This window comes from Streptomyces sp. HUAS ZL42, assembly GCF_040782645.1.
In the GTDB taxonomy this organism is placed as follows: domain Bacteria; phylum Actinomycetota; class Actinomycetes; order Streptomycetales; family Streptomycetaceae; genus Streptomyces.
In genome coordinates this window covers 4905103-4929947 of the sequence record NZ_CP160403.1, presented here as the reverse complement: position 1 = coordinate 4929947, position 24845 = coordinate 4905103, and the positions used below count along the sequence as shown (strand labels likewise).

19 protein-coding genes are annotated in these 24845 nt (G+C 67.9%); 10 read left to right on the top strand and 9 right to left on the bottom strand.

The window, feature by feature from the left end:
• Positions 1-27: 27 nt before the first annotated feature.
• Both ABZO29_RS22615 and dnaB read right to left on the bottom strand, forming a co-directional pair.
• Positions 28-1413, bottom strand: a complete 1386-nt coding sequence (locus ABZO29_RS22615) for a serine hydrolase domain-containing protein (protein WP_367322009.1) — start codon at positions 1411-1413, stop codon at positions 28-30.
• A 95-nt stretch (positions 1414-1508) separates the two neighbouring features.
• On the bottom strand, positions 1509-2987 hold the full coding sequence (dnaB, locus tag ABZO29_RS22610) for a replicative DNA helicase (protein WP_367322008.1): 1479 nt from the start codon (positions 2985-2987) through the stop codon (positions 1509-1511).
• 459 nt (positions 2988-3446) lie between these two features.
• Between dnaB and ABZO29_RS22605 the strand changes: the two genes are divergently transcribed.
• Positions 3447-4784 (top strand): MATE family efflux transporter, encoded by a 1338-nt coding sequence (locus ABZO29_RS22605; RefSeq protein WP_367322007.1) that lies wholly within the window; start codon positions 3447-3449, stop codon positions 4782-4784.
• Positions 4785-4949: 165 nt separating this feature from the next.
• Here the strand turns inward: ABZO29_RS22605 and rplI are convergent, their stop codons facing one another.
• The 4 genes from rplI to rpsF form a co-directional block, all read right to left on the bottom strand.
• A complete protein-coding gene (rplI, locus tag ABZO29_RS22600; RefSeq protein WP_365757074.1) occupies positions 4950-5396 on the bottom strand; it encodes a 50S ribosomal protein L9 in 447 nt (148 codons plus the stop codon).
• A gap of 18 nt (positions 5397-5414) precedes the next feature.
• Positions 5415-5651, bottom strand: coding sequence for a 30S ribosomal protein S18 (rpsR, locus tag ABZO29_RS22595; RefSeq protein ID WP_003949403.1), 237 nt, complete (start codon positions 5649-5651; stop codon positions 5415-5417).
• A 44-nt stretch (positions 5652-5695) separates the two neighbouring features.
• On the bottom strand, positions 5696-6277 hold the full coding sequence (locus tag ABZO29_RS22590; protein ID WP_367322006.1) for a single-stranded DNA-binding protein: 582 nt from the start codon (positions 6275-6277) through the stop codon (positions 5696-5698).
• A gap of 76 nt (positions 6278-6353) precedes the next feature.
• Positions 6354-6644 (bottom strand): 30S ribosomal protein S6, encoded by a 291-nt coding sequence (gene rpsF, locus ABZO29_RS22585; protein WP_004950685.1) that lies wholly within the window; start codon positions 6642-6644, stop codon positions 6354-6356.
• A gap of 287 nt (positions 6645-6931) precedes the next feature.
• Between rpsF and ABZO29_RS22580 the strand changes: the two genes are divergently transcribed.
• The 3 genes from ABZO29_RS22580 (at position 6932) to ABZO29_RS22570 (ending at position 9730) form a co-directional block, all read left to right on the top strand.
• Positions 6932-7237: a hypothetical protein gene (locus ABZO29_RS22580; protein WP_367322005.1), complete on the top strand. Its 306-nt coding sequence runs from the start codon at positions 6932-6934 to the stop codon at positions 7235-7237.
• 256 nt (positions 7238-7493) lie between these two features.
• Positions 7494-8615, top strand: coding sequence for a peptidoglycan bridge formation glycyltransferase FemX (gene femX, locus ABZO29_RS22575; protein WP_367322004.1), 1122 nt, complete (start codon positions 7494-7496; stop codon positions 8613-8615).
• 83 nt (positions 8616-8698) lie between these two features.
• Positions 8699-9730: an alanine racemase gene (locus ABZO29_RS22570; protein WP_367322003.1), complete on the top strand. Its 1032-nt coding sequence runs from the start codon at positions 8699-8701 to the stop codon at positions 9728-9730.
• A gap of 110 nt (positions 9731-9840) precedes the next feature.
• On the opposite strand, the gene ABZO29_RS22565 is transcribed toward ABZO29_RS22570, so the two are convergent.
• Together ABZO29_RS22565 and ABZO29_RS22560 are read right to left on the bottom strand one after the other, a co-directional pair.
• Entirely contained in the window at positions 9841-11352 is a 1512-nt protein-coding gene (locus ABZO29_RS22565; RefSeq protein WP_367322002.1) for a glycosyltransferase family 87 protein, read from the bottom strand.
• A 108-nt stretch (positions 11353-11460) separates the two neighbouring features.
• Positions 11461-14133 (bottom strand): transglycosylase domain-containing protein, encoded by a 2673-nt coding sequence (locus ABZO29_RS22560; RefSeq protein ID WP_367322001.1) that lies wholly within the window; start codon positions 14131-14133, stop codon positions 11461-11463.
• A gap of 352 nt (positions 14134-14485) precedes the next feature.
• Here ABZO29_RS22560 and ABZO29_RS22555 point away from each other — a divergent pair, with 352 nt between their 5' ends.
• From ABZO29_RS22555 to ABZO29_RS22540, 4 genes are all read left to right on the top strand, one after another.
• Positions 14486-15169, top strand: coding sequence for a helix-turn-helix transcriptional regulator (locus tag ABZO29_RS22555; RefSeq protein ID WP_367322000.1), 684 nt, complete (start codon positions 14486-14488; stop codon positions 15167-15169).
• Positions 15170-15213: 44 nt separating this feature from the next.
• Positions 15214-16296, top strand: coding sequence for an inositol-3-phosphate synthase (locus tag ABZO29_RS22550; RefSeq protein ID WP_367321999.1), 1083 nt, complete (start codon positions 15214-15216; stop codon positions 16294-16296).
• 85 nt (positions 16297-16381) lie between these two features.
• Complete coding sequence (locus ABZO29_RS22545; RefSeq protein ID WP_367321998.1) at positions 16382-17644, top strand: MFS transporter; 1263 nt, start codon at positions 16382-16384, stop codon at positions 17642-17644.
• 116 nt (positions 17645-17760) lie between these two features.
• Positions 17761-18279 carry a hypothetical protein gene (locus tag ABZO29_RS22540; RefSeq protein WP_367321997.1) on the top strand — a complete coding sequence of 173 codons (519 nt, stop codon included), beginning with the start codon at positions 17761-17763 and terminating at the stop codon, positions 18277-18279.
• Positions 18280-18398: 119 nt separating this feature from the next.
• Here ABZO29_RS22540 and ABZO29_RS22535 read toward each other — a convergent pair whose 3' ends face one another.
• Positions 18399-19865, bottom strand: a complete 1467-nt coding sequence (locus tag ABZO29_RS22535; RefSeq protein WP_367321996.1) for a CCA tRNA nucleotidyltransferase — start codon at positions 19863-19865, stop codon at positions 18399-18401.
• A 260-nt stretch (positions 19866-20125) separates the two neighbouring features.
• On the opposite strand from ABZO29_RS22535, the gene ABZO29_RS22530 reads away from it, so the two are divergent.
• Together ABZO29_RS22530 and murJ are read left to right on the top strand one after the other, a co-directional pair.
• On the top strand, positions 20126-22516 hold the full coding sequence (locus ABZO29_RS22530) for a DUF6049 family protein (protein ID WP_367321995.1): 2391 nt from the start codon (positions 20126-20128) through the stop codon (positions 22514-22516).
• 44 nt (positions 22517-22560) lie between these two features.
• The gene (murJ, locus tag ABZO29_RS22525) at positions 22561-24807 is read left to right on the top strand and encodes a murein biosynthesis integral membrane protein MurJ (protein ID WP_367321994.1); all 2247 of its coding nucleotides are present in this window, start codon (positions 22561-22563) and stop codon (positions 24805-24807) included.
• Positions 24808-24845: the final 38 nt, after the last annotated feature.

Here is a 24845-nt window from a genome sequence, read left to right as displayed (position 1 = left end):
GACGCGCCCAGCCCGCTCCGAGGGCCGTTAGCCGATCCCTCGCCACCCCTCCGGGTCGGCTCCACCCGGCACCGACGCCGTTTCGTCGTACGGCTGGCGCGTGAACACGAACGACCCGAGGTCCAGATGGTCCACGGACCCGTCAGGGCGTCGTACGGCCCGCAGAAGCTCTCCCGCGAAGTAGCCCTCCAGCCCCGTCCAGGTACCGTCGCTGTTCGCCCGGAACCGCGAACTCCGACCGTTCCCGGACAGCGGTCCGAGCGAGACCAGTCCGTCGGATGTGAGCCGCAACGCGAACGCGTTGGTTCCCCAGTACCACTGTCCCGCCAACTCCAGTACCGATTGGTCGACTTCGCGCAGGGGTCGCCATGGAACGGGGATCGGCGGCTCGGCCTCGGCGACGATACGCACGAGATCGGCGGCGACCACCGAGACCAGCGGGCCGGAAGTGCAGTTGGCCAGCACGACGGCCGCGACGTCGTCCTCCACGCTGACGGTGAGGCTCGCAAGGAAGCCCGGCAGTGATCCGCCGTGCCCCACGAGCAGTCGTCCGTGCCGGTGCTGGATCTGCATGCCGAGGCCATACGTCACACCGTCCGCCACGTCTGTCGCCTCGGCCGGCGCGGCGGGCGTCCGCATCTCCCGCACCGTCTCCGCCCTCAGCACCCGGTCGTCCCCCTGAACCAGGAAGGCGGCAAACCGTGCCAAGTCGCCGGTAGTCGACCAGAGTTGACCTGCAGGTGCCATCCGTCCGAGATCCTCCGTGGGCTCGGGCAGCAGCACATCCGCCCAGGGATGGACTGCCCAGCCGCCCGCGTGCGGCGCCTGTGGTCGCGCACCAGTACGGTCCAGACCCAAGGGTTCGAGTACTTCCCGCCGAAGAACGTCCTCCCAGGAGGCGCCCCGCAGTTGCTCCACGAGCGCGCCGAGCAGGGTGTAACCGGGGTTCGAGTAGTGGAACCGCCGGCCGACCGGATGCAGGAACGGCTGCTCCCCCAGCACATCGCCGAGCTCGGGCCGCAGCGTACCCGGCGTCCGCTCCCACCACGGCGCGGGCGACTCCGCCGCCAGACCGCTCGTGTGCGCGAGCAGGTCGGCGATGGTCGCCTCCCCAGCGCCGGTACCCGGGAGGTGCTTCTCCAGCGGGTCAGCGAGGTCGAGCAGGCTCTCGTCCCGCAGCCGCAGCACCAGGACAGCCGTGAAGGTCTTGGTGATCGAGCCGATCCGGTACTGCACGTTCTCGTCCGGAGCATGCCCGTCGACCGAGGACCGTGCCCCGTGCCACACCGCCCGTCCGTCCCGTACGACCGCCGCGACCAGCGACGGCGCCCGACCTTCGGCCTGTGCCACGGCGATCCTGTGCAGCAACGCCCGCCGCGTACTGGGAAGCAGATCATCCTGAGGTGTCGTCATGCGCCCAGTCCATCCCCTGGTTCACCACGCGTCGAGCAGATTTCCCCGGTGTCCCCATCGCATGGATGGCGCCGCGCGGCACACGCAACCGTGCCTCAGGTCTGTGCCATGTCCACGAACCGTGAGTAGTGGCCCTGGAAGGCGACCGTGATCGTCGCCGTCGGGCCGTTTCGGTGCTTGGCCACGATCAGATCTGCCTCGCCCGCCCGGGGCGACTCCTTCTCGTAGGCGTCTTCGCGGTGAAGCAGGATGACCATGTCGGCGTCCTGCTCGATGGAGCCGGACTCACGAAGGTCGGAGACCATCGGCTTCTTGTCGGTGCGCTGCTCGGGACCTCGGTTGAGCTGGGAGAGCGCGATGACCGGGATCTCCAGCTCCTTCGCCAGCAGCTTGAGGTTACGGGACATGTCCGAGACCTCCTGCTGACGGTTCTCGGCACGCTTGGAGCCGCCGGACTGCATCAGTTGGAGATAGTCGATGACGACCAGCCTGATGTCGTTGCGCTGCTTGAGGCGGCGGCACTTGGCGCGGATCTCCATCATCGACAGGTTCGGAGAGTCGTCGATGAAGAGCGGGGCGGCCGAGACGTCCGGCATACGACGGGCCAGACGCGTCCAGTCCTCGTCGGTCATCGTGCCGGATCGCATGTGGTGCAGCGCGACGCGGGCCTCGGCGGACAGCAGACGCATCGCGATCTCGTTGCGGCCCATTTCGAGCGAGAAGATCACGCTGGGCAGATTGTGCTTGATCGACGCAGCCCGCGCGAAGTCCAGCGCGAGGGTCGACTTGCCCATGGCGGGACGCGCGGCGATGACGATCATCTGGCCCGGGTGCAGACCGTTGGTGAGCGAGTCGAAGTCGGTGAATCCCGTGGGCACACCGGTCATCTCGCCACTGCGCGAGCCGATCGCCTCGATCTCGTCGAGCGCGCCCTCCATGATGTCGCCGAGCGGCAGATAGTCCTCGCTGGTGCGCTGCTCGGTGACCGCGTAGATCTCGGCCTGGGCCCGGTTGACGATCTCGTCCACGTCGTCGTCGGCCGCGTATCCCATCTGTGTGATGCGGGTTCCGGCCTCCACCAGGCGGCGCAGGACCGCACGCTCGTGGACGATCTCCGCGTAGTACTCGGCGTTGGCTGCCGTGGGCACGGTCTGAACGAGCGAGTGCAGATACGAGGCGCCGCCGACCTTGTTGATCTCGCCGCGCTTGGTGAGCTCAGCGGCGATGGTGATGGGGTCGGCCGGCTCCCCCTTGGCATAGACGTCGAGGATCGCCTGGAAGATCGTTTCGTGTGCCGGCTTGTAGAAGTCGTGGCCCTTGAGGACCTCGACGACATCGGCGATGGCGTCCTTGGACAGGAGCATGCCGCCGAGTACGGACTGCTCGGCATCGAGGTCCTGCGGCGGAACACGCTCGAAGGACGTGCCCCCGCCGTCCCATTCGCCGTTGTCCCGTCCGCGGTCGTGCTGTTCGTCGCGGCCCCGGCCTCCGTCGCCGCGTCGGCGGGAAGCAGGCAGACGATCACTGGGACCGCTGTCGGCCCACGGGTCGTCCAAGGGCTCGGAAATACTCACCGAGCCACCTCCTCCCGTCCGCCGAGCGGACCTCGCCGTGCCCCTCTTTTCTACGGCACGGCACTGACAAATGAGAGGCCCAACTCCGGTTCATGCACGCCGGTTTTGTGACGGTTTCACATCCGGCGGACGGAGCGGGCGCCGGACCACGTTAGGCCCGCAGGCACCGTCAGCCAATCTGGTTATCCACAGGCCATGTGGACGACGGCCCGGATGCTGTGGAGAACTCCGCAAAACCTGTGCACGAGCCGGTGGACAGGCCTGTGAACAAGCTCCCGAGATCCCCACTGCACCCACTCCGAGCTGCGCTTTTCCCGTCCACCGGCTGTGCAGAAGAAAAACTTCCCCAGTCGGACCAAGATCGCGACGAACGGTGCACGAAAGCGCACACCCCAGGAAATGAGGTAAGGGGCATTAGGCAATTGCATCTCTTACCTGTGGACGATTAGATTGGTGCACATGACACAGGCTTCCGCGAGCCCCAGGGCCGCCCGACGACGGCACGACCGGGAGATCGTCGCGCTTGCCGTCCCCGCCTTCGGCGCTCTGGTCGCCGAGCCGCTTTTCGTCATGGTCGACAGCGCAATCGTGGGCCATCTCGGCACCGCGCAACTGGCCGGGCTCGGCGTCGCCGCAGCCCTCCTGACGACCGCAGTCAGCGTCTTCGTGTTCTTGGCCTACGCCACCACGGCGGCTGTTGCCCGCCGCGTGGGCGCAGGCGAACTCCAGGCAGCCATACGCCAGGGCATGGACGGCATCTGGCTGGCACTGCTGCTCGGCGCCACCGTCATCGCTGCCGTCCTGCCCACAGCACCGGCTCTCGTGGACCTCTTCGGCGCTTCGGACACCGCCGCACCCTACGCGACCACATACCTGCGGATCTCCTCCCTCGGCATCCCGGCCATGCTCGTCGTGCTCGCCGCCACCGGTGTCCTGCGCGGCCTGCAGGACACGAGGACACCGCTCTATGTCGCCATTGCGGGCTTCATCGCCAACGCCGCCCTCAATGCGGGCCTTGTCTACGGCGTCGGCCTCGGTATCGCAGGCTCCGCCTGGGGCACTGTCATCGCCCAGTGTGGAATGGCGGCGGTCTACCTCGCGGTGGTCGTCCGTGGTGCTCGCAAGCACAGTGCCTCACTGCGTCCCGACGCCGCCGGGATCAGGGCCTCAGCTCAGGCCGGCGTGCCCCTGCTGGTCCGCACCCTCTCGCTGCGGGCGATCCTGATGATCGCCACGGCTGTCGCGGCGCGCCTCGGCGACGCAGACATAGCGGCGCACCAGATCATCCTGTCCTTGTGGAGTCTGCTCGCCTTCGCGCTCGACGCCATCGCCATCGCCGGGCAAGCCATCATCGGACGCTACCTCGGTGCCGATGATGCTCAGGGCGCGCGCGACGCCTGCGGCCGCATGGTGCAATGGGGCCTCACCGTCGGCGTCGCCCTCGGCCTGCTGGTGATCCTGTCCCGTCCGTTCTTCCTGCCCCTGTTCACGAGCGACTCGGTGGTGAAGGACACCGCTCTGCCCGCGCTGCTGATGGTGGCTCTCTCCCAACCGATCTGCGGAGTGGTCTTCGTCCTGGACGGCGTCCTGATGGGTGCAGGAGACGGCCCCTATCTGGCCTGGGCAATGCTGCTCACCCTGGCGGTCTTCGCCCCCGCAGCGCTCCTCGTACCTGCAGTCGGTGGCGGGCTCACCGCGCTCTGGGGAGCCATGACGCTCATGATGGGGGTACGGATGCTGACTCTATGGCTCCGTGCCCGCTCGGGCCGCTGGATTGTCACGGGCGCCGCCCGCTGAGCGTGCGGTCGGTGTCGACGGCGGAGCGTTTCACGTGAAACAGCGCCCTGGTTCGCGGGGTTTCACGTGAAACACGCTGCGACCTCTGGACGGCCCCGGACACGAAGAAGGGCCGTGCCCTGCGGGTACGGCCCTTCTCTCAGCTGTTCAAGCCGAGCGCGGCGATCAGGCCGCGACGACCTCGATGTTGACCTTGGCGGCAACCTCGGGGTGCAGACGCACGGACGTCTCGTGGGCGCCCAGGGTCTTGATGGGAGCACCGAGCTCGATGCGGCGCTTGTCGACCTCGGGGCCGCCGGCAGCCTTGATCGCCGAGGCGATGTCGGCCGGGGTGACGGAACCGAAGAGACGACCGGCGTCGCCGGAGCGGACGGCCAGACGGACCTTCACACCCTCGAGCTGGGCCTTCACAGCGTTGGCCTGCTCGATGGTCTGGATCTCGTGGATCTTGCGAGCACGACGGATCTGCTCGACGTCCTTCTCGCCACCCTTGGTCCAGCGGATCGCGAACTTCCGCGGGATCAGGTAGTTGCGAGCGTAGCCGTCCTTGACATCGACGACGTCGCCCGCGGCACCGAGGCCGGAGACCTCGTGGGTGAGGATGATCTTCATGTGTCGGTCACCCTTCCCTTAGCGCGCGGTGGAGGTGTAGGGCAGCAGCGCCATCTCACGGCTGTTCTTGACGGCCGTGGCGACATCACGCTGGTGCTGCGTGCAGTTGCCGGTCACGCGGCGGGCACGGATCTTGCCGCGGTCGGAAATGAACTTCCGCAGCATGTTCGTGTCCTTGTAGTCCACGTACGTGACCTTGTCCTTGCAGAAAGCGCAGACCTTCTTCTTCGGCTTGCGCACAGGCGGCTTCGCCATGGTGTTTCTCCTGTGTGATCAAGAAGTTTGGGTGCGAGCCCGCCCTAGAAGGGGGGCTCGTCCGAGTAGCCGCCACCGCTGCCGCCGGAGTTTCCACCCCAGCCGCCGCCACCGCCGCCCTGGTTGCCACCGGCGGGAGCACCGGTCGCCCACGGGTCGTCGGCGGGAGCCCCGCCGCCCTGCTGACCGCCACCGGGGCCGCCGCCCCAGCCGCCGCCACCCTGGCCGCCACCGCCGCCGTAACCGCCCTGGCCACTACGGCCGGCGGTCTTGGTGACCTTGGCCGTGGCGTTGCGCAGGCTGGCGCCGACTTCCTCGACGTCCAGCTCGTAGACCGTGCGCTTGACGCCCTCACGGTCCTCATAGGACCGCTGCTTCAGCCGGCCCTGCACGATGACGCGCATGCCTCGCTGGAGCGACTCGGCGACGTTCTCCGCCGCCTGACGCCAGACCGAGCAGGTCAGGAACAGGCTCTCGCCGTCCTTCCACTCGTTCGTCTGACGGTCGAAGGTGCGGGGCGTGGACGCGACGCGGAACTTCGCGACTGCCGCACCGGAGGGGGTGAAGCGCAGCTCGGGGTCGTCGACAAGATTGCCGACGACCGTGATGACGGTCTCGCCTGCCATGGGGGAACCTCTCGGCGGGTTTGCTGCTGGCTGCTTGGCTGCTACTCGAATCCCGGGATCCGCTGAGCGGGAGAGCTCAGTGGGTCTCGGGGCGGAGGACCTTGGTCCGGAGGACCGACTCGTTCAGGTTCATCTGGCGGTCGAGCTCCTTGACGACCGCAGGCTCGGCCTGCAGGTCGATGACCGAGTAGATGCCCTCGGGCTTCTTCTTGATCTCGTACGCGAGACGACGACGGCCCCAGGTGTCGACCTTCTCCACCTTTCCGTTGCCCTCACGGACGACGGAGAGGAAGTTCTCGATCAGCGGGGAGACAGCGCGCTCCTCGAGATCGGGGTCGAGGATGACCATCACCTCGTAGTGACGCATGTGGAACCCACCTCCTTTGGACTCAGCGGCCACGGTCGTTCCGTGGCAGGAGGGTTGTGATGCGTACGCAACGGTATCGGCCGCCACTGACAATCGGGGGTCGGCTGGCGACGTCCCCGCACTGACCTGGGCGGAGTCCCCGGCTGTGCCTGGGCAGACACCGGTGCAGACGGTACAGAGTACCCGCACAGCGGCGTGCGGTTGAAATCCGGTCGCCGGGACCGCCAATCTGTACACATCGGGTGTGTATGGCGCTACGATGCGCCGCCTTTCGCAGGAGGTGCCCCATGGCACAGGCATTGCGACCCAACACCGCAGTCGGCTCCCTCTTCGCCACGGACGACAAACCGCATCCCCTCCAGGACGCCCTGCTCGCGGTGACCCTGGTGCTCGGAGTGACGTCGTTCGTCACGGCGATGTTCCACAGCCTCCACCTGCTCAGCTCCTGGACGGGTCTGGTGGGGATCTTCACTGGCGCGTACGGACAGTGGATCTCGGAGACCACCCGTGAGCGCTTCGGTCTGATCCTGGGTCTCGGTGCCTCGGGCGTCGGTTTCTTCCTCGGCATGGCGCACGGCGGCCTCTTCGGCTGACCGCCGCCGTCACCGGCTGACCGACAGGGAGCCGGATGCCGACGCACGGACGGGGGATGCGGTCACAAGCCGCCGTGTTCTCCGGAAGCAGTCGTCCGGCCCTCCCTGTGAACACCATGCAACGCCTCGGCGGCCCACAGGCCGGGGCGAAGGTCCCGTGCGCCCGGCCGGGGCGCTCCCAAGGCGCAGTAGGCTTCGGCGCGAGAGCCGGAGCCCCTGTACCCAGGGGGACACACCAGCCCGAGGAGCGCCCCGAATGAGCCTGACCCTGAGGACCATCAGCCGCGAGCAGCATCTGGCCTACATCCAGAGCCTGCCGTCGGCGAGTCACATGCAGGTTCCGGCCTGGGCGGACGTCAAGGCGGAGTGGCGCTCGGAGAGCCTCGGTTGGTTCGACGGCAGGACCGGTGAACTGGTCGGTGCGGGCCTCGTCCTCTACCGGCAGCTCCCCAAGATCAAGCGCTACCTCGCCTATCTGCCCGAGGGCCCGGTCATCAACTGGTACGCGCCAAATCTGACCGAGTGGCTGGAACCGATGCTCGCGCACCTCAAGCAGCAGGGCGCCTTCTCCGTGAAGATGGGCCCGCCGGTCATCATCCGGCGCTGGGAGGCCGCCTCCATCAAGCAGGGCATCCAGAACCCGGATGTGAAGCGCCTGCGCGACATCGAGGCCGACTTCATCGAGCCGCGCGCCTTCGAGGTGGCCGACAAGCTGCGCCGCATGGGCTGGCAGCAGGGGGAGGACGGCGGGGCCGGCTTCGGTGATGTGCAGCCCCGTTATGTGTTCCAGGTGCCGCTGGCGAACCGCTCCCTCGAAGAGGTCCACAAGAACTTCAACCAGCTGTGGCGCCGCAACATCAAGAAGGCCGAGAAGGCCGGCGTCGAGGTCGTCCAGGGCGGCTACCACGATCTCGAGGAGTGGCAGCGGCTGTACGAGATCACGGCCGTGCGCGACCACTTCCGGCCCCGCCCGCTGTCGTACTTCCAGCGCATGTGGACGGCCCTCAACACCGAGGACCCCAACCGCATGCGGCTGTATTTCGCCCGCCACAACGGCGTGAACCTGTCGGCGGCGACGATGCTGATCGTCGGTGGGCACGTCTGGTACTCCTACGGTGCCTCGGACAACATCGGCCGGGAGTTCCGCCCGTCGAACGCGATGCAGTGGCGGATGCTGCGGGACGCCTACGCGCTCGGGGCCACCGTCTACGACCTGCGGGGCATCTCCGACTCGCTGGACGAGACCGACCACCTCTTCGGCCTGATCCAGTTCAAGGTCGGCACGGGCGGACAGGCCGCCGAATACCTCGGCGAGTGGGACTTCCCGCTGAACAAGCTGCTCCACAAGGCGCTCGACATCTACATGTCGCGCCGCTGATTCCGCGTTCTTCGCTTCGATACCGTCGATAGCTTCCACATCTCTGATACACCGCAGCCACGAGAAAGGTTCCGGGTCCGGCCATGGCGCTCACGCTCTACGTCGACACCGCGCGCTGGCGGGCGCACCACAAGCACGTGCAGGAGCAGTTCCCGGGGCTGGTCCCGGTCTGCAAGGGCAACGGCTACGGCTTCGGACACGAGCGCCTGGCGGAGGAGGCGACGCGGCTCGGCTCGGACATCCTCGCCGTCGGCACCACCTACGAGGCCGCGCGCATCAAGGACTTCTTCAGCGGCGACCTGCTGGTACTGACGCCATACCGGCGCGGCGAGGAGCCCGTGCCGCTGCCGGACCGGGTCGTCCGCTCGGTCTCGTCGGTCGACGGGGTGTACGGCCTCGTGGGTGCCCGCGTGGTCGTCGAGGTGATGTCCTCGATGAGGCGGCACGGCATCAGCGAGCAGGACCTGCCGCTGCTGCACTCCGCCATAGAGAACGTCCGTCTCGAGGGCTTCGCGATCCATCTGCCGCTCGACCGTACCGACGGCTCGGACGCCGTCGAGGAGGTCATCGGCTGGATGGACCGGCTGCGGGCCGCCCGGCTGCCGCTGCACACGATGTTCGTCAGCCACCTCAAGGCGGAGGAACTCGCGCGGCTTCAGCAGCAGTTCCCGCAAACCCGGTTCCGCGCCCGCATCGGCACCCGGCTGTGGCTGGGGGACCACGAGGCCACCGAGTACCGCGGTGCGGTCCTGGACGTCACGCGCGTGGCCAAGGGCGACCGCTTCGGCTACCGCCAGCAGAAGGCGGCTTCCGACGGCTTCCTGGTGGTCGTGGCGGGCGGTACGTCGCACGGGGTGGGTCTGGAGGCCCCCAAGGCGCTGCACGGCGTCATGCCGCGTGCCAAGGGCGTCGCCCGCGCCGGGCTCGCCACGGTGAACCGGAACCTTTCTCCGTTCGTCTGGGGCGGCAAGCAGCGCTGGTTCGCCGAGCCGCCGCACATGCAGGTGTCCATCCTTTTCGTGCCCGCGGACGCCCCGGAGCCGAAGGTGGGTGAGGAACTGGTGGCCCATCTGCGGCACACCACCACGCAGTTCGACCGGCTCGTGGACCGCTGAGCGGCCGCCCCTCGGCAACTCGGGCTCCCAGGACCGCTGAAGCGGAGAAGGGCAGTACACGGAGGCCCCGTGTACTGCCCTTCTCCGTAGCCCCTTTCAGGGCTGTTCGCTCAGAGCGAACTGTCCGCGGAAGGCGCTGTTCCTCCCTTGCTTCCCCACTCCACCTGTGGTCCGTCGAAGTGGGCCGCGTGCCGCGCCGGATGGGCCGCGGGTCCGAACACGAACACGTCCTCCGCCCCGTCGAGCACCCCACCCGAAGGGTCGTCGTCGCCGGCCAGGCGCACGACGTCGCGCTCCGGCATGAAGATGTCCCGTACGACGACGGCGCACAGGTAGAGCGTGCCCAGCAAGTGCACGCCGATCGCCCAGTGGTAGCCGTCGGTCGGCAGGCCCTTGTGGGCGTCTCCGCTGGTCGTGTACGCGAGGTACATCCAGATGCCGAGGAAGTACGCCACCTCGCACGCCTGCCAGATCAGGAAGTCCCGCCATTTCGGACGGGCCAGCACGGCGAGCGGCACCAGCCACAGGACGTACTGCGGCGAGTAGACCTTGTTGGTGACTATGAACGCGGCGATGATCAGGAAGGCGAGTTGGGCGAAGCGCGGCCTGCGGGGAGCCGTGAAGGTCAGCGCCGCGATGCCCGCGCAGCACAGCAGCATGAGGACCGTGGCCAGTGTGTTGACCGTGTCGGTGCTGAGCGGGTCGGTGGAGTTCTGGGCCATGATCAGCCAGAAGGACCCGAAGTCGACGCCCCGCTCCTGACTGAACGTGTAGAACTTCGACCAGCCGTCGAAGGCGAAGAACATCACGGGCAGGTTCACCACGAGCCAGGCGACGGCCGCACCGCCCAGGGCCTTGCCGAAGTCCCGCCATTTGCCCGCTCGCCAGCACAGCAGGAACAGCGGCCCGAGCAGGAAGACGGGATAGAGCTTGGCGGCCGTGGCGAGCCCGAGCAGGACACCGAACGCCAGTGAGCGGCCACGCGACCACATCAGCATCGCGGCGGCCGTCAGAGCGACCGCCAGCAGGTCCCAGTTGATGGTGGCGGTCAGCGCGAAGGCGGGCGCCAGGGCGACCAGCAGCCCGTCCCAGGGACGCCGGGCGTGGGTGCGGGACACGCAGATGGCGATGACAGCCGCGCACAGCATCAGCATCCCGGCGTTGACCATCCAGTACCACTGCTCCTGGTGCTGGATGCTGCCGCTGTTGGGTGTCAGCCAGGAGGCCACCTCCATGAACACACCGGTCAGCACCGGGTACTCGAGGTACTGCATGTCGCCCGGCAGCTTGTCGAAGTACGGCACCAGGCCATCGGCGAAACCGCGCCCCGAATACAGATGCGGGATGTCCGAGTAGCACGCGTGGGTGTACTGAGAACTGGCGCCGAAGAACCAGGCTCCGTTGTAGCAAGGCGCCTTCTGGACCAGGCCGAGGGCGAAGACGCCGATCGCCACAAGCGCGACGACCCGTACCGGGGTCCACCAGGACGTCCCGAGCAGGGCGCGCCGCCCGATGGGGCCGCCGATCAGTTCACTGCCGACAGCGGCGACGCTGTCGTCCTTCGTCGGCCGCACCGGTTCCGGCTGGTGCACGCTCGCTTGCGTCGATTCTGCACTGGGCATGTCGCACATCCTGCCGTACGAGTCTAGGAATACGCCGAGGGCCGCCGCACCTGGGCAGTGCGGCGGCCCTTGTTTCACGTGAAACACCCGCGGAGGGCGATACGGCGCCTAACCGGTCGAACCTCCGAAGAGGCCTCCATTGCCGTTGCCTTTGCTGTTGCCGCTCGACTCCGTGGCGGTCGGATCGGACGTCACACCACCGTCCGTGCCGCCGGTGGTACCGCCCGTGTCCGTTCCTCCGGTGGTGCACTGCCAGCTGAAACTGCCGCAGGTCTCGGTCGCCGTCGGCGTGGGCTTGCCCCGCGTCTTGCTGGGCGTCGGGCTCGGCGTCGGGTCACCGGTCTCGGTGGCCGAGGGAGTGGCACTCGGGGACGGGACGTCGTTCACGACCACACCGATGTCCTCAGGGGTCGGGAACTTCTCCGCCGGCTCATCCTTGAGTGCGTCCTCCATGTAGTCGTGCCAGATCTCGGCCGGGAACGACGCACCATGGATCTTCTCCTTGCCGCCCGTTCCGTACATCTCGAGGAACGTGCGGTTCTTGTTGGTCTCGTCGTCGTCCATCCGGAACATGGTGATCGACGTCGACAGCTGCGGTGTGTAGCCCACGAACCAGGCCGACTTGTTGCCGTCGGTGGTACCCGTCTTGCCGGCCACGTCACGCCCGGGCAGCTGGGCGCTGGTACCCGTGCCCTTCTCGACCACGGTCTTCAGGACGTCCGTGACGTTGTCGGCGACCTGCTTGGTGAACGCCTGCTTCGTCTGGTCCTTGTGCTTGAAGATCTCGCCGTCCTTGCTCGTGACCCTCTGGACGGAGAACGGGTCACGCTGCTCCCCACTGGCCGCGAAAGTGGCGTAGGCCCCCGCCATACGGATCGCGCTGGGGTCCGAGATACCGATGGAGAAGGACGGGAAGCTGGTGCCCGTCAGGCTGTTCTCCTTGAGGCCTGCGTTCATGGCGGCCTCCTTGACCTTGTCCAGACCGACGTCCATGCCGAGCTGCACGAAGGCGGAGTTCACCGACTCCCTCATCGCCTCACGGAGGTCGATCTGGTAGTTCGGGGGAGAGCCGTACGACTCGTTGTCGTCGTTGGTCTGCAGCCACTCCTCCTGCTTCTCGTTCTTCCAGATCGACCCGTCGTAGTCCTTGATCTTGAGCTTGTTCTTACCGCTGTACAGGCTCTTCGGGGAGACGATGGTGCGCTCGTCCTGCGCCTGCGACGGGCCCAGATCCTTGTCGCGCACACCCCAGGTCATCGCGGCCGCGAGCACGAAGGGCTTCATGGTCGAACCCATCTGCGCGCCAGTCGCGTCGGCATTGTTGGTGAAGTGCTTGGTCGCGTCCTCACCGCCGTAGATGGCCTTGATGGCGCCCGTCGCCGGGTCCACGGAGGCCCCGCCGAACTGGACGTGGGTGTCCGTCTTAGGACGTTCCTTGGGCTTGATGTTGGCCTTCTGGACCTTCTGGACCGCGGCCTTGAGCTCGTTGACCTTGGTCTTGTCGAAGGTCGTGTAGATCGAGTAGCCGCCCTGCTGCAGGTCGTCGGCGGTGATGATCTTGTTGTTGATCAGGTACGCCTTGGCAAGGTCGACGAGATAGCCGGTCTGGCCGCTCAGCGCGCTGTTCGACCGCGGGTTCTGCACCTTGGGGAGCGTGGTGTACTTGGCCCGCTCGGCAGGGCTCAGGTGGCCGTACTCGACCATCTTGTTCAGGGTGTCCTGCATCTGCGTCAGGGCACGCTTCTGGTTGGCCTGCGGGGTGGCGGCCGGGTCGATGGAGGTCGCGCCCGCCGGGTCGTAGTACGTGGCGCCCTTGAGCATCGCCGCGAGGAAGGCGCACTCACCCGGGTTCAGGTCGACGGCGTCCTTGTTGAAGTACCCGCGCGCGGCCGCCTGAGCCCCGTAGTCGTCCCGCCCGTAGTACGCGGAGTTCAGATAGCCCGCCATGATCTGGTCCTTGGGGACCGTGGCACCCACCTTTATCGCGACGAAGATCTCCTTGAACTTCCGGGAGATCGTCTGCGACTGGTCGTTCAGCATCGCGTTCTTCACGTACTGCTGGGTGATGGTGGAGCCACCCTGCGTGTCGCCGCCCCTGGCCATGTTGAACACGGCGCGGGCGATGCCCTTCGGGTCGATGCCGCTGTCGGTCTCGAAGGTCTTGTTCTCCTGCGAGATGACTGCGTACCGCAACGCGGCGGGGATCTGCGCGTAGTCGATGATCTGTCGGTTCGTCTCACCACCGGTGGCAACCATCTGGCTGCCGTCGGACCAGTAGTAGACGTTGTTCTGCGCCGTCGCGGTCTTCTGGATGTCCGGGACGCCCACCATGGCGTAGCCGATGCCCGCGACGGCCACCAGGCTGCCGAAGAACATGACCGCCAGCGCGGAGACGAACTTCCAGGACGGCACCCAGCGCCGCCAGCCGTCCTTGCCGGCGCGCGGATAGTCGATCAACCGTTTCCTGCCGGGTGGTGCGGCGCGCCCTCTGCCTCGCCCGGGCCCGTTCGGGCCGCCGGGACCGGTGCGGTGACCCCGGCCGGGTTCGGCTGCTCTGCGGCGGCCACCCACGCTTCTCTGGGCCGCGCGCCGGGCCTCGGCGCGGCCGCCGAGCGGCCGCTCCTCTTCTCCCGACCCGTATCCCAACCCGTAGTCGGAAGGAGACCCGGTGGCGCCTCGCGGGGCCGCACGGCGGCCGGAGGACGAGCCGGACTGACCACGTCTGGCCGCGGCACGTCCGCCTCCCTGCGGCTGCGGCGGTTTGCGACGGTGCTCGCTCATCGAACGATTACTCCTCGGGCAGGCGCGCCCTTGCGCGCCTGGAGACGACGGCTGGTTTCCGGTCCCCCCGAAGTACGGATGCGGTCGGTCCCGCATTCACCCGTACTGCACCGAGAACGATGACATCCCCATACGTCACGTGGCTCCCGGTGGTGTGCATGGCGCACAGACTACGCACTGGCAAAACCCCCGAGGCCCGAAGGTCACTCCAAATCGTGCAACTTGCTTCCGACGATTCGGTGATGTGATCCCGTTCACCGTCCCCCCTCTTGTCGCATCCGGAAGGCCGTTCTATCGTCTTGATGTATCGAGTCGATACATCAGCGCGAGATAAAGACGAGGAGGCGCGAGGATGAGCCGTCGTTCCGGGATCCTTGAGTTCGCCGTCCTCGGCCTGCTCCGCGAATCCCCGATGCACGGCTATGAGCTGCGCAAACGACTCAATACGTCACTGGGTGTGTTCCGTGCGTTCAGCTACGGGACGCTCTACCCGTGCCTCAAGACGCTGGTCGCCAACGGCTGGTTGATCGAAGAGCCGGGGCAGGAACCCGAGGACGCCCTCGCCGCTCCTCTGACCGGGCGTCGCGCCAAGATCGTCTACCGGTTGACGGCGGAGGGTAAGGAGCACTTCGAGGAGCTGCTCTCACAGACCGGCCCCGATGCGTACGAGGATGAGCACTTCGCCGCCCGCTTCGCCTTCTTCGGGCAGACGTCGCGTGACGTACGCATGCGCGTGCTCGAGGGCCGCCGCAGCCGGCTGGAGGAGCGCCTGGAGAAGATGCGAGCCTCCTTGGCCCGCACCCGGGAGCGCCTCGACGACTACACGCTTGAGCTCCAGCGCCACGGGATGGAGTCCGTGGAGCGCGAAGTGCGCTGGCTGAACGAGCTCATCGAGAGCGAGCGGGCCGGACGGGACCTCAAGGGTTCCGCCTCCGGGGGGTCCGCTCAGCAGGACACCACATCTGGAGCGCCGGGCGGCCTGCCCCGGTCCGGGGACACCCCCCGGCCGGATACGCCCGACGACACCGCCACGTGAGAGCCCACTCAGGGCCTCACTCGTACACACAGGGAGCAACCGGAATGGGTTCGGTTCGCGTAGCCATCGTCGGCGTGGGCAACTGCGCCGCGTCGCTGGTGCAGGGAGTCGAGTACTACAAGGACGCCGACCCGGCGTCCAAGGTCCCCGGCCTGATGCACGTGCAGTTCGGTGACTACCACGTCCGTGACGTCGAGTTCGTCGCCGCCTTCGATGTCGACGCGAAGAAGGTCGGCCTCGACCTCGCGGACGCCATCGGCGCCTCAGAGAACAACACGATCAAGATCTGCGACGTGCCCAGCACGGGCGTGACCGTCCAGCGCGGCCACACCCTCGACGGCCTCGGCAAGTACTACCGCCAGACCATCGAGGAGTCCGCGGAGGAGCCGGTCGACGTCGTCCAGGTCCTCAAGGACAAGCAGGTCGACGTCCTGGTCTGCTATCTGCCCGTGGGCTCCGAGGACGCGGCGAAGTTCTACGCCCAGTGCGCCATCGACGCCAAGGTCGCCTTCGTCAACGCCCTTCCGGTCTTCATCGCAGGCACCAAGGCGTGGGCGGACAAGTTCACCGAGGCCGGCGTGCCGATCGTCGGTGACGACATCAAGTCGCAGGTCGGCGCCACCATCACGCACCGCGTCATGGCGAAGCTGTTCGAGGACCGCGGCGTCATCCTGGACCGCACGATGCAGCTGAACGTCGGCGGCAACATGGACTTCAAGAACATGCTCGAGCGCGACCGCCTGGAGTCCAAGAAGATCTCCAAGACGCAGGCCGTCACCTCCCAGATCCCCGACCGGGACCTCGGCGAGAAGAACGTCCACATCGGCCCCTCCGACTACGTCGCCTGGCTCGACGACCGCAAGTGGGCGTACGTCCGCCTCGAGGGCCGCGCCTTCGGTGACGTCCCGCTGAACCTGGAGTACAAGCTCGAGGTCTGGGACTCCCCGAACTCCGCCGGCGTCATCATCGACGCCCTGCGCGCCGCGAAGATCGCCAAGGACCGCGGCATCGGCGGTCCGATCCTGTCGGCGTCCAGCTACTTCATGAAGTCCCCGCCGGTCCAGTACTTCGACGACGAGGCCCGCGAGAACGTCGAGAAGTTCATCAACGGGGAGGTCGAGCGATAGCTCGACACACACTGCTCCTGCCAGGGCTGTGAGGGTCCCCGGGTCGTACGACCCGGGGACCCTCCCGTATGTGAGGCTGTGCCCCATGTCCGTCGTACGCGATCTGCGGGTCCTCCTGCGCTTCCGGGACTTTCGACGTCTGCTCTCCGTACGACTTCTCTCGCAGGGCGCCGACGGCGTCTACCAGGTCGCGCTCGCCACGTACGTCGTCTTCTCCCCGGAGAAGGAGACCTCGGCCGCCGCGGTCGCCTCCGCGATGGCGGTGCTGCTGCTCCCGTACTCGCTGGTGGGTCCTTTCTCCGGCGTTCTGCTGGACCGCTGGCGCCGCCGTCAGGTCCTCCTGTACGGCAGCCTGCTGCGCGCCCTGCTGGCCTCGGGGACGGCCGTCCTGATGATCAGCAACGTCCCGGACTGGCTGTTCTACGCCTCCGCCTTGTGCGTCACGGCCGTCAACCGCTTCGTCCTGTCCGGTCTTTCCGCCGCCCTGCCGCGCGTGGTCGACACCGAGCGCCTCGTGATCGCCAACTCGCTGTCCCCGACCGCCGGCACACTCGCCGCGGCCGCGGGCGGCGGTCTCGCCTTCGTCGTACGACTGGTGGTGGCGGACTCCGACGCCGCCGTGGTGCTCCTGGGCGCCGCCCTGTACCTCTGCGCGGCACTGGCGTCGCTGAGCATGTCGCGGGAACTGCTGGGGCCCGAACGCGAGTTGGTGCAACCACGGCTGGCAGCGGCGCTCTCCGGAACCGTACGCGACCTGGTGGCGGGGGTACGCCATCTCGCGGCGCCCGCGCGCCGGGAGGCCGCCTGGGCGCTCGTCACGATGACGCTGATGCGGTTCTGCTACGGCGCCCTGCTGGTCATGCTGCTGATGCTCTGCCGGTACACCTTCTCCTCGACCACCGATGACGGACTCGCCCTGCTGGGACTGGCGTTGGGGGTCTCCGCCGCCGGCTTCTTCGCGGCCGCCGTGGTGACACCGTGGTTCGCGGGGCGGCTCGGCCCCGGCCACTGGATCGTCGTGTGCGCCGCGGCCGCAGCAGTCCTCGAGCCCTCGCTGGGGCTCCCGTTCGCCACCGCTCCCATGCTGGTTGCGACCTTCGTCCTGGGGCTCACCACGCAAGGTGCGAAGATCGCCACGGACACCATCGTCCAGTCCTCCGTGGAGGACGGCTTCCGCGGCCGGATCTTCTCCGTCTACGACGTGCTGTTCAACGTCGCCTTCGTCGGAGCCGCCGCTGTGGCCGCCCTCATGCTGCCGCCGGACGGCCGCTCAACGCCGCTGGTGGTCACAGTCGCCGTTATCTACGCGGCAGTTGCTATGACTATGTCCCGATTTGAGCGCCGATAAGTGTCACATCAATGCCACAGACTCCCCCCGAACTTCAGCGTTGTCGGTGGCGGCCGGTAACTTACGTGCGTCTTATCTCGCGCCCCGCGCACCCACGTTTCTAGGGGGATCCCCAAGTGACCACTCCGCCGCCCCAGGGCAACCCGTTCGCTCAGGGCCAGCAGCCTTACGGCCAGCCCCAGGGCCAGGCCCCGTACCCGCCCCAGGGCGGCTACCCCCAGCAGCCCGGCCAGCCCGGCTTTCCGCCCCAGGGTGCCGCTCCGTACGCGCCGGTCCCGCCGGAGCAGCCCCGCCGCAAGCTGGGCTTCAAGACGATCAAGAACATCGTCATTGTCATCGCGGTCATCGGTGTGGCCATCGGCGGTTACATAGCCAGCCGGGACGACGCCAACACGGCGAAGGTCGGCGACTGCATGCACCGTGGCAACAGCGACGACAACAACCCGGACCTCGAGGTCGTCGACTGCAAGTCCTCGAAGGCGCAGTACGTGGTGCTGGCCAAGATCGAGGGTTCGTACTCCGCTCTTACGGCCGAGAGCAAGTGCGCGGAGAAGGCCAAGGACTTCCAGTACTCGTACACCGAGTCGGGTGACGGCAGCGACTTCCTGCTCTGCCTGAAGGACTACTCGAAGTAGGGCGAACATGCGGAGGGGCGGTGTTTCACGTGAAACACCGCCCCTCCGCATGTTCTGGGAGCGCACCCTCCGCGCTTCGGGGTCATGTTTCACGTGAAACATGACCCCGTTTCACGGATTCAGCTCTGCTCTGCCCACCACTCCTTGAGGGCTGCCACGACCGCGTCGTGCTCCATCGGTCCGTGCTCCAGGCGCAGCTCCAGGAGATGCTTGTACGCGCGGCCGACTACGGGGCCGGGGCCGACGCCCAGGATCTCCATGATCTGGTTGCCGTCCAGGTCGGGGCGGATCGAGTCCAGCTCCTCCTGCTCCTTGAGTTGAGCGATGCGCTCCTCAAGACCGTCGTACGCCCGTGACAGCGCGGCCGCCTTGCGCTTGTTGCGGGTCGTGCAGTCGGAGCGGGTGAGCTTGTGGAGCCGCTCGAGGAGTGGTCCGGCGTCCCGGACATAGCGGCGCACCGCGGAGTCCGTCCACTCGCCGGTGCCGTACCCGTGGAAGCGCAGGTGGAGCTCGACCAGACGTGAGACGTCCTTCACCAGCTCGTTGGAGTACTTGAGGGCCGTCATGCGCTTCTTGGTCATCTTCGCCCCGACCACCTCGTGGTGGTGGAACGAGACACGGCCGTCCTTCTCGAAGCGGCGCGTGCGCGGCTTGCCGATGTCGTGGAGCAGTGCGGCGATACGAAGGGTCAGGTCGGGACTGTTCTCCTCCAGTGCGATCGCCTGCTCCAGGACGATCAGACTGTGCTCGTAGACGTCCTTGTGCCGGTGGTGCTCGTCGCTCTCCAGGCGCAGAGCGGGCAGCTCGGGCAGCACATGATCCGCGAGCCCGGTGTCCACGAGCAGCGAGAGGCCCTTGCGCGGGTACGCGGACAGGAGCAGCTTGTTCAGTTCGTCCCGGACACGCTCGGCCGAGACGATCTCGATCCGGCCGGACATCCCCTTCATGGCAGTGACGACTTCGGGGGCCACCTCGAAGTCGAGCTGTGCGGCGAAGCGGGCGGCCCGCATCATCCGCAGCGGGTCGTCCGAGAAGGACTCCTCCGGAGTCCCCGGCGTACGCAGCACCCGCGCAGCGAGGTCGTCGAGACCGCCGTGCGGGTCGATGAACTCCTTCTCCGGAAGTGCCACGGCCATCGCGTTGACGGTGAAGTCACGCCGGACCAGGTCCTCCTCGATGGAGTCGCCGTACGACACCTCGGGCTTGCGCGAGGAGCGGTCGTACGCCTCTGACCGGTAGGTGGTCACCTCGATCTGAAAGCGTCGATCAGCGTCTCCGACGCGGGCGTCCTTCTGCATCCCCACCGTGCCGAAGGCGATCCCGACCTCCCAGACCGAGTCCGCCCACGGACGCACGATCTTGAGGACGTCCTCGGGGCGGGCGTCGGTCGTGAAGTCGAGGTCGTTGCCGAGTCGGCCAAGCAGCGCGTCCCGGACCGAGCCGCCGACCAGGGCGAGTGAGAACCCGGCCTCCTGAAAGCGGCGGGCCAGGTCGTCGGCGACAGGGGCCACCCGCAGCAGTTCACGCACCGCGCGGTGCTGCACCTGGCTCAGGGCGCTGAGGTTGTCTTCGTTGGCGTTCGGCACAACAGAAGAGGGTACGTGGCTCACGAAGCCGCGAGCGCCTGGATTTCGCGCGGGCAGGCATCTCCGTCGGCAGCCGCACAAGATCAGCACTCACGACGACGTATGAATCGCTCCTCGTCATACCTGCACATACAGGGCGGCCCGACGGTGTCCCCCGATCTTGTCCAGGAGACCGCGGCACTTCCCCTCAGCGCGCATCGTTACCATGCGTGGACGCACATTCCGACGACCACTGACGACGACGAGGGACGGGCGAGCGCGTGGCCGAGGCGGCAGACTTCCAGGGGATGAGTCCCTCACCTGCCCGCCGGTGGCTTCGGCGCACCGGCGCACTGCTCGCCGCTGCGCCCCTGCTGGCCGGTCTGCTCCAGCTGCCCGCCGCCACGTCCGCGCAGGCCGCGGGCGAGGACTCCGCGCGGACCGCCTCCGGATCGAGCACGGTAGCCGTCGCCCTCGACTCGCTCACCCCGAGCGTCCCCACCGAGGGGGGCACCCTGACTGTCTCCGGCACGGTGACGAACAAGGGCAAGCAGACGGTGACCGACGCCCATGTCGGCCTGCGCGTCGGCTCCGCCCTGACCACACGTTCGGCGATCGACACCACCGCCGAGCGCACCGACTACGAGTCGGGTACCGACGGCTCCGAGGTCGGCGGCAAGTACGTCCAGGAGTTCTCCAAGCTCACTCCTGGCGTCGCGGAGCCGTTCAGCATCTCCGTACCGGTCGACGAGCTGGACCTCGGAAAGGACGGGGTGTACCCGCTCGGTGTCTCGCTCTCCGGCGAGACGTCCGCGCAGCCGTGGGAGCAGGTGCTGGGCTTCCAGCGGACCTTCCTGCCGTGGCAGCCGGACGCCGCGGATACGAGGACGAGGACGACGTTCCTGTGGCCGCTGGTCTCCACTGTCCATATGACGGCCGAGACCGGTTCGAACGAACAGCAGACACCGGTCTTCCTCAACGACGACCTCGCCGAGGAGATCTCCCCGGGCGGTCGCCTCGACCAGATGGTGTCGCTGGGCAGGAACCTCGACGTCACATGGGTGATCGACCCGGACCTGCTGGCGTCCGTCGACGCGATGACGGACGGCTATCGCGTCCGGGGCGAGGGCGAAACCACCACGGCGGGCACCGACCAGGCGGTCGCCAAGCGGTGGCTCGCCGAACTCCAGGACGCGGTGGCGGACAGAGAGGTCGTCGCCCTGCCCTTCGCCGATCCGGACCTGGCCTCCCTTGCCCACAACGGCACCACCGTCGCCGGCTCGCTGAGTCAGCTCAAGGCAGCGACCGATGTCGCCGCCACCACGGTGGAGACGGTGCTCCACGTGACCCCGAGCACCGACTTCACCTGGCCTGTGGAGGGCGCAGTCGACCCGTCGATCGTCAAGGTCGCCACCTCGGCCGGCGCCGACAAGGTGATTGCGCGCAACGACAGCCTGCAGGAGACCGGCGGGCTGACGTACACGCCCTCCGCGGCCCGCCCCATCGGCGGCGGTACGACGGCGGTGGTCGCGGACAAGCGGCTGTCGACGGTGTTCCAGGGCGATCTGACGAAGGCGTCCACGTCCACGCTCGCGGTGCAGCAGTTCCTCGCCCAGAGCCTGGCGCTGAACCTGCAGACGAACAAGCAGCGCAGCATCGTGGTCGCCCCGCAACGCATGCCGACCGGGAGCCAGGCGCAGGCGATGGCCGACGCGCTGACCGCGCTCCAGGGCGGGACCTGGTCCCAGTCCCAGGGCCTCACGGCGGCCGCCAAGGCGAAGCCGGACCCGGGAGCCACCACGAAGGTCCCCTCGACGTCGAAGTACCCGTCCTCGCTACGCAAGAAGGAACTGCCGCGGTCGGCCTTCGAGCAGATGGCGACCACGCAGGACAAGCTCGACAACTTCCGGGTGATCCTCACCGACGAGTCCCGGGTGGTGACGCCCTTCGGGCGGGCCGTCAACCGTGAGATGTCGATGTCGTGGCGCGGCCGGTCCACCGACGCAAGCAGCTTCCGCCAGAGCGTGGAGGGCTATCTGGACGAACTCGCCGATCAGGTCAAGCTGATCGACAAGTCCGAGACGAAGCTTTCCGGCCGCAGCGCCACGATCCCGGTCACCGTCCAGAACAACCTGGTGCAGGGCGTCGGCCACCTGGTTCTGCGGCTCAGGTCGACGAATCCGACCCGCCTCGAGATCGGCGGCCACGACTACGCGGACCAGCCGGTGACCGTCTCCGGCGGGCACAGCCAGACAGTGAAGTTCACCACGTCCGCCAACGCCAACGGCCGGGCGACGGTGGTCGCCCAGCTGTACACGGAGGACGGCCAGGCGTACGGCGCGCCCGTCACCTTCGACGTGAAGGTCACCGAGATCACGGCCACCGTCATGCTGGTCATCGGTGGCGGTGTGCTGCTGCTCGTCCTCGCCGGATTCCGGATGTACACCCAGCGCAAGCGCGCGGCGGCCCGGGAGGCCGCGGAGGGCGGATCCGACGAGACGGACGAGACAGGCGGCGCCGCGGAGAACCCCGAGGGCACCGAGGACCGTCTCAAGGAAGAGTCGGGCGCGTTGCCCGGGGCAGACGACCCGGAGCAGCAGAGTGACCTGGCACCGGACACCGCAGCGGAAAACGCCGACCCGTCCGGCACGGGTGAGAGAGTGGACCGTTGAGGATGTCGTGGCCGGTGGGCCCGGGACGATGAGGTGGGGTAACCATGAACGCGCCGCACGACGGTGACCGCGGCCAGGCCGCGGGCAGCTCGGGCCACCCCGAGGGCCCGCGGCCCGAGCACGGCCAGGTGCCGCCGCAGCACCCCGCGGACATGTACCTCCAGGACGCCTACGATCAGGACCCCTACCGGGCGCAGGACCTCTCCGCGCAGGACCCGGTCGCCGAGGCGCTCTACGACCGTGCCGCGCACCCCCCGCCGCCTATGGGCACGTACCAGCCGCCGCAGCAGCCCCTGTACGCCCAGCCGCCCCAGTCCCCGTACGCTCCCGACCCGCGTGTGTGGGCCCAGACCCCCGCGCCGGAGCCGGCGGGCCCGACCCAGTACCTGCCGTACGGCGAGGACCCCCGTACCACCCAGTTCGTGGGCGTCGACGACCTGGTCACCCAGGCCGGCGAGGAGCCCCGCGAGCCGGACGCCTTCGCGCATCTCTTCCGGGACCAGCAGCAGGGCAGTGGACACCCCGCGTACGAGGCCCCGTCGGTCCCCGGTCCCTCCCCGTCACCACCCGCTGGCCAGTACCCGGCGACGCCTGCGCCGCCCGCATCCGAGGTCCCCGCTCCCGCACCTGCCCCTGCCCCTGCCCCTGCCGCCAGGAAGGGCGGACGGGCCGCGGGTCTGCTGAAGTCGAGCGCCGTGATGGCGGCGGGCACGATGGTCTCCCGTCTGACGGGCTTCATCCGCTCCGCGCTGATCGTGTCGGCCCTCGGCGTCGGCCTCCTCGGCGACACCTTCCAGGTCGCCTACCAGCTGCCGACGATGATCTACATCCTCACCGTCGGCGGGGGCCTCAACTCGGTGTTCGTGCCGCAGCTCGTGCGGGCCATGAAGGAGGACGAGGACGGCGGCGAGGCGTACGCCAACCGGCTGCTGACCCTGGTCATGGTGGCCCTCGGAGCGCTCACCGTGGTCTCGGTCTTCGGCGCACCGATCCTGATCCGCCTGCTGTCGGACTCGGTCGCCAGCGACCCGGCGGCCAACGACGTCGCCGTCACCTTCGTCCAGTACTTCCTGCCCTCGATCTTCTTCATGGGCATCCATGTCGTGATGGGGCAGATCCTCAACGCGCGCGGCAAGTTCGGCGCGATGATGTGGACCCCGGTCCTGAACAACATCGTCATCATCGTGACACTGGGAATGTTCATCTGGGTGTACGGCACTGCGGCCGACTCCGGGATGAAGGTCACGACAATCCCGCCGGAGGGCCAGCGGCTGCTCGGCATCGGCGTGCTGCTGGGTCTCGTCGTGCAGGCCCTGGCGATGATCCCGTACCTGCGCGAGACCGGCTTCCGGCTGCGGCTGCGCTTCGACTGGAAGGGCCACGGCCTCGGCAAGGCCGTCACGCTCGCCAAGTGGACCTTCCTGTTCGTCCTCGCCAACCAGGCGGGCGCGCTCGTCGTGTCGCAGCTCTCCACCGCCGCGGGCAAGGAGTCGCCCGTCGACGGCACGGGCTTCGCCGCCTACGCCAACGCCCAGCTGATCTGGGGCCTGCCACAGGCCATCATCACCGTGTCCCTGATGGCCGCCCTGCTGCCCCGCATCTCTCGCTCGGCAGCCGAGGACGACGCCGGTGCGGTCCGCGACGACATCTCCCAGGGTCTGCGCACAACTGCCGTCGCGATTGTGCCGATCGCCTTCGGGTTCGTGTCTCTCGGCATCCCGATGTGCACGCTGATCTTCGGCTCCTCGGGCACCAGCGAGGCCACGAACATGGGCATCATGCTGATGGCCTTCGGCCTCGGTCTGATCCCGTACTCGGTGCAGTACGTCGTCCTGCGCGCCTTCTACGCCTACGAGGACACGCGGACGCCGTTCTACAACACGGTCATCGTGGCCGCGGTCAACGCGAGCGCCTCGACGCTGTGTTACTTCGTGCTCCCGGCCCGCTGGGCCGTGGTCGGCATGTCCGCCTCCTACGGCCTGGCCTACGCGATCGGCGTCGGCGTCGCATGGAGCCGGCTGCGCAAGCGGCTGAGCGGGGATCTGGACGGCGCCCGTGTCATGCGGACATACGCACGGCTCTGCATCGCTTCGGTACCGGCCGCGCTGCTCAGCGGTGCGGCCTGCTACGGCATCGGCCACACTCTGGGCCAGGGAGTCGCAGGCTCCTTTGCCGCGTTGCTGGTGGGCGGTGCCGTTCTGCTCGGGATCTTCTACGTCGCGGCCCGTCGCATGCGCATCGAGGAGCTCAACTCGCTCGTCGGCATGGTGCGCGGGCGGCTGGGTCGCTGAGACGGGGGTACGCGCACAACCATCGTCCGCCACCGTGT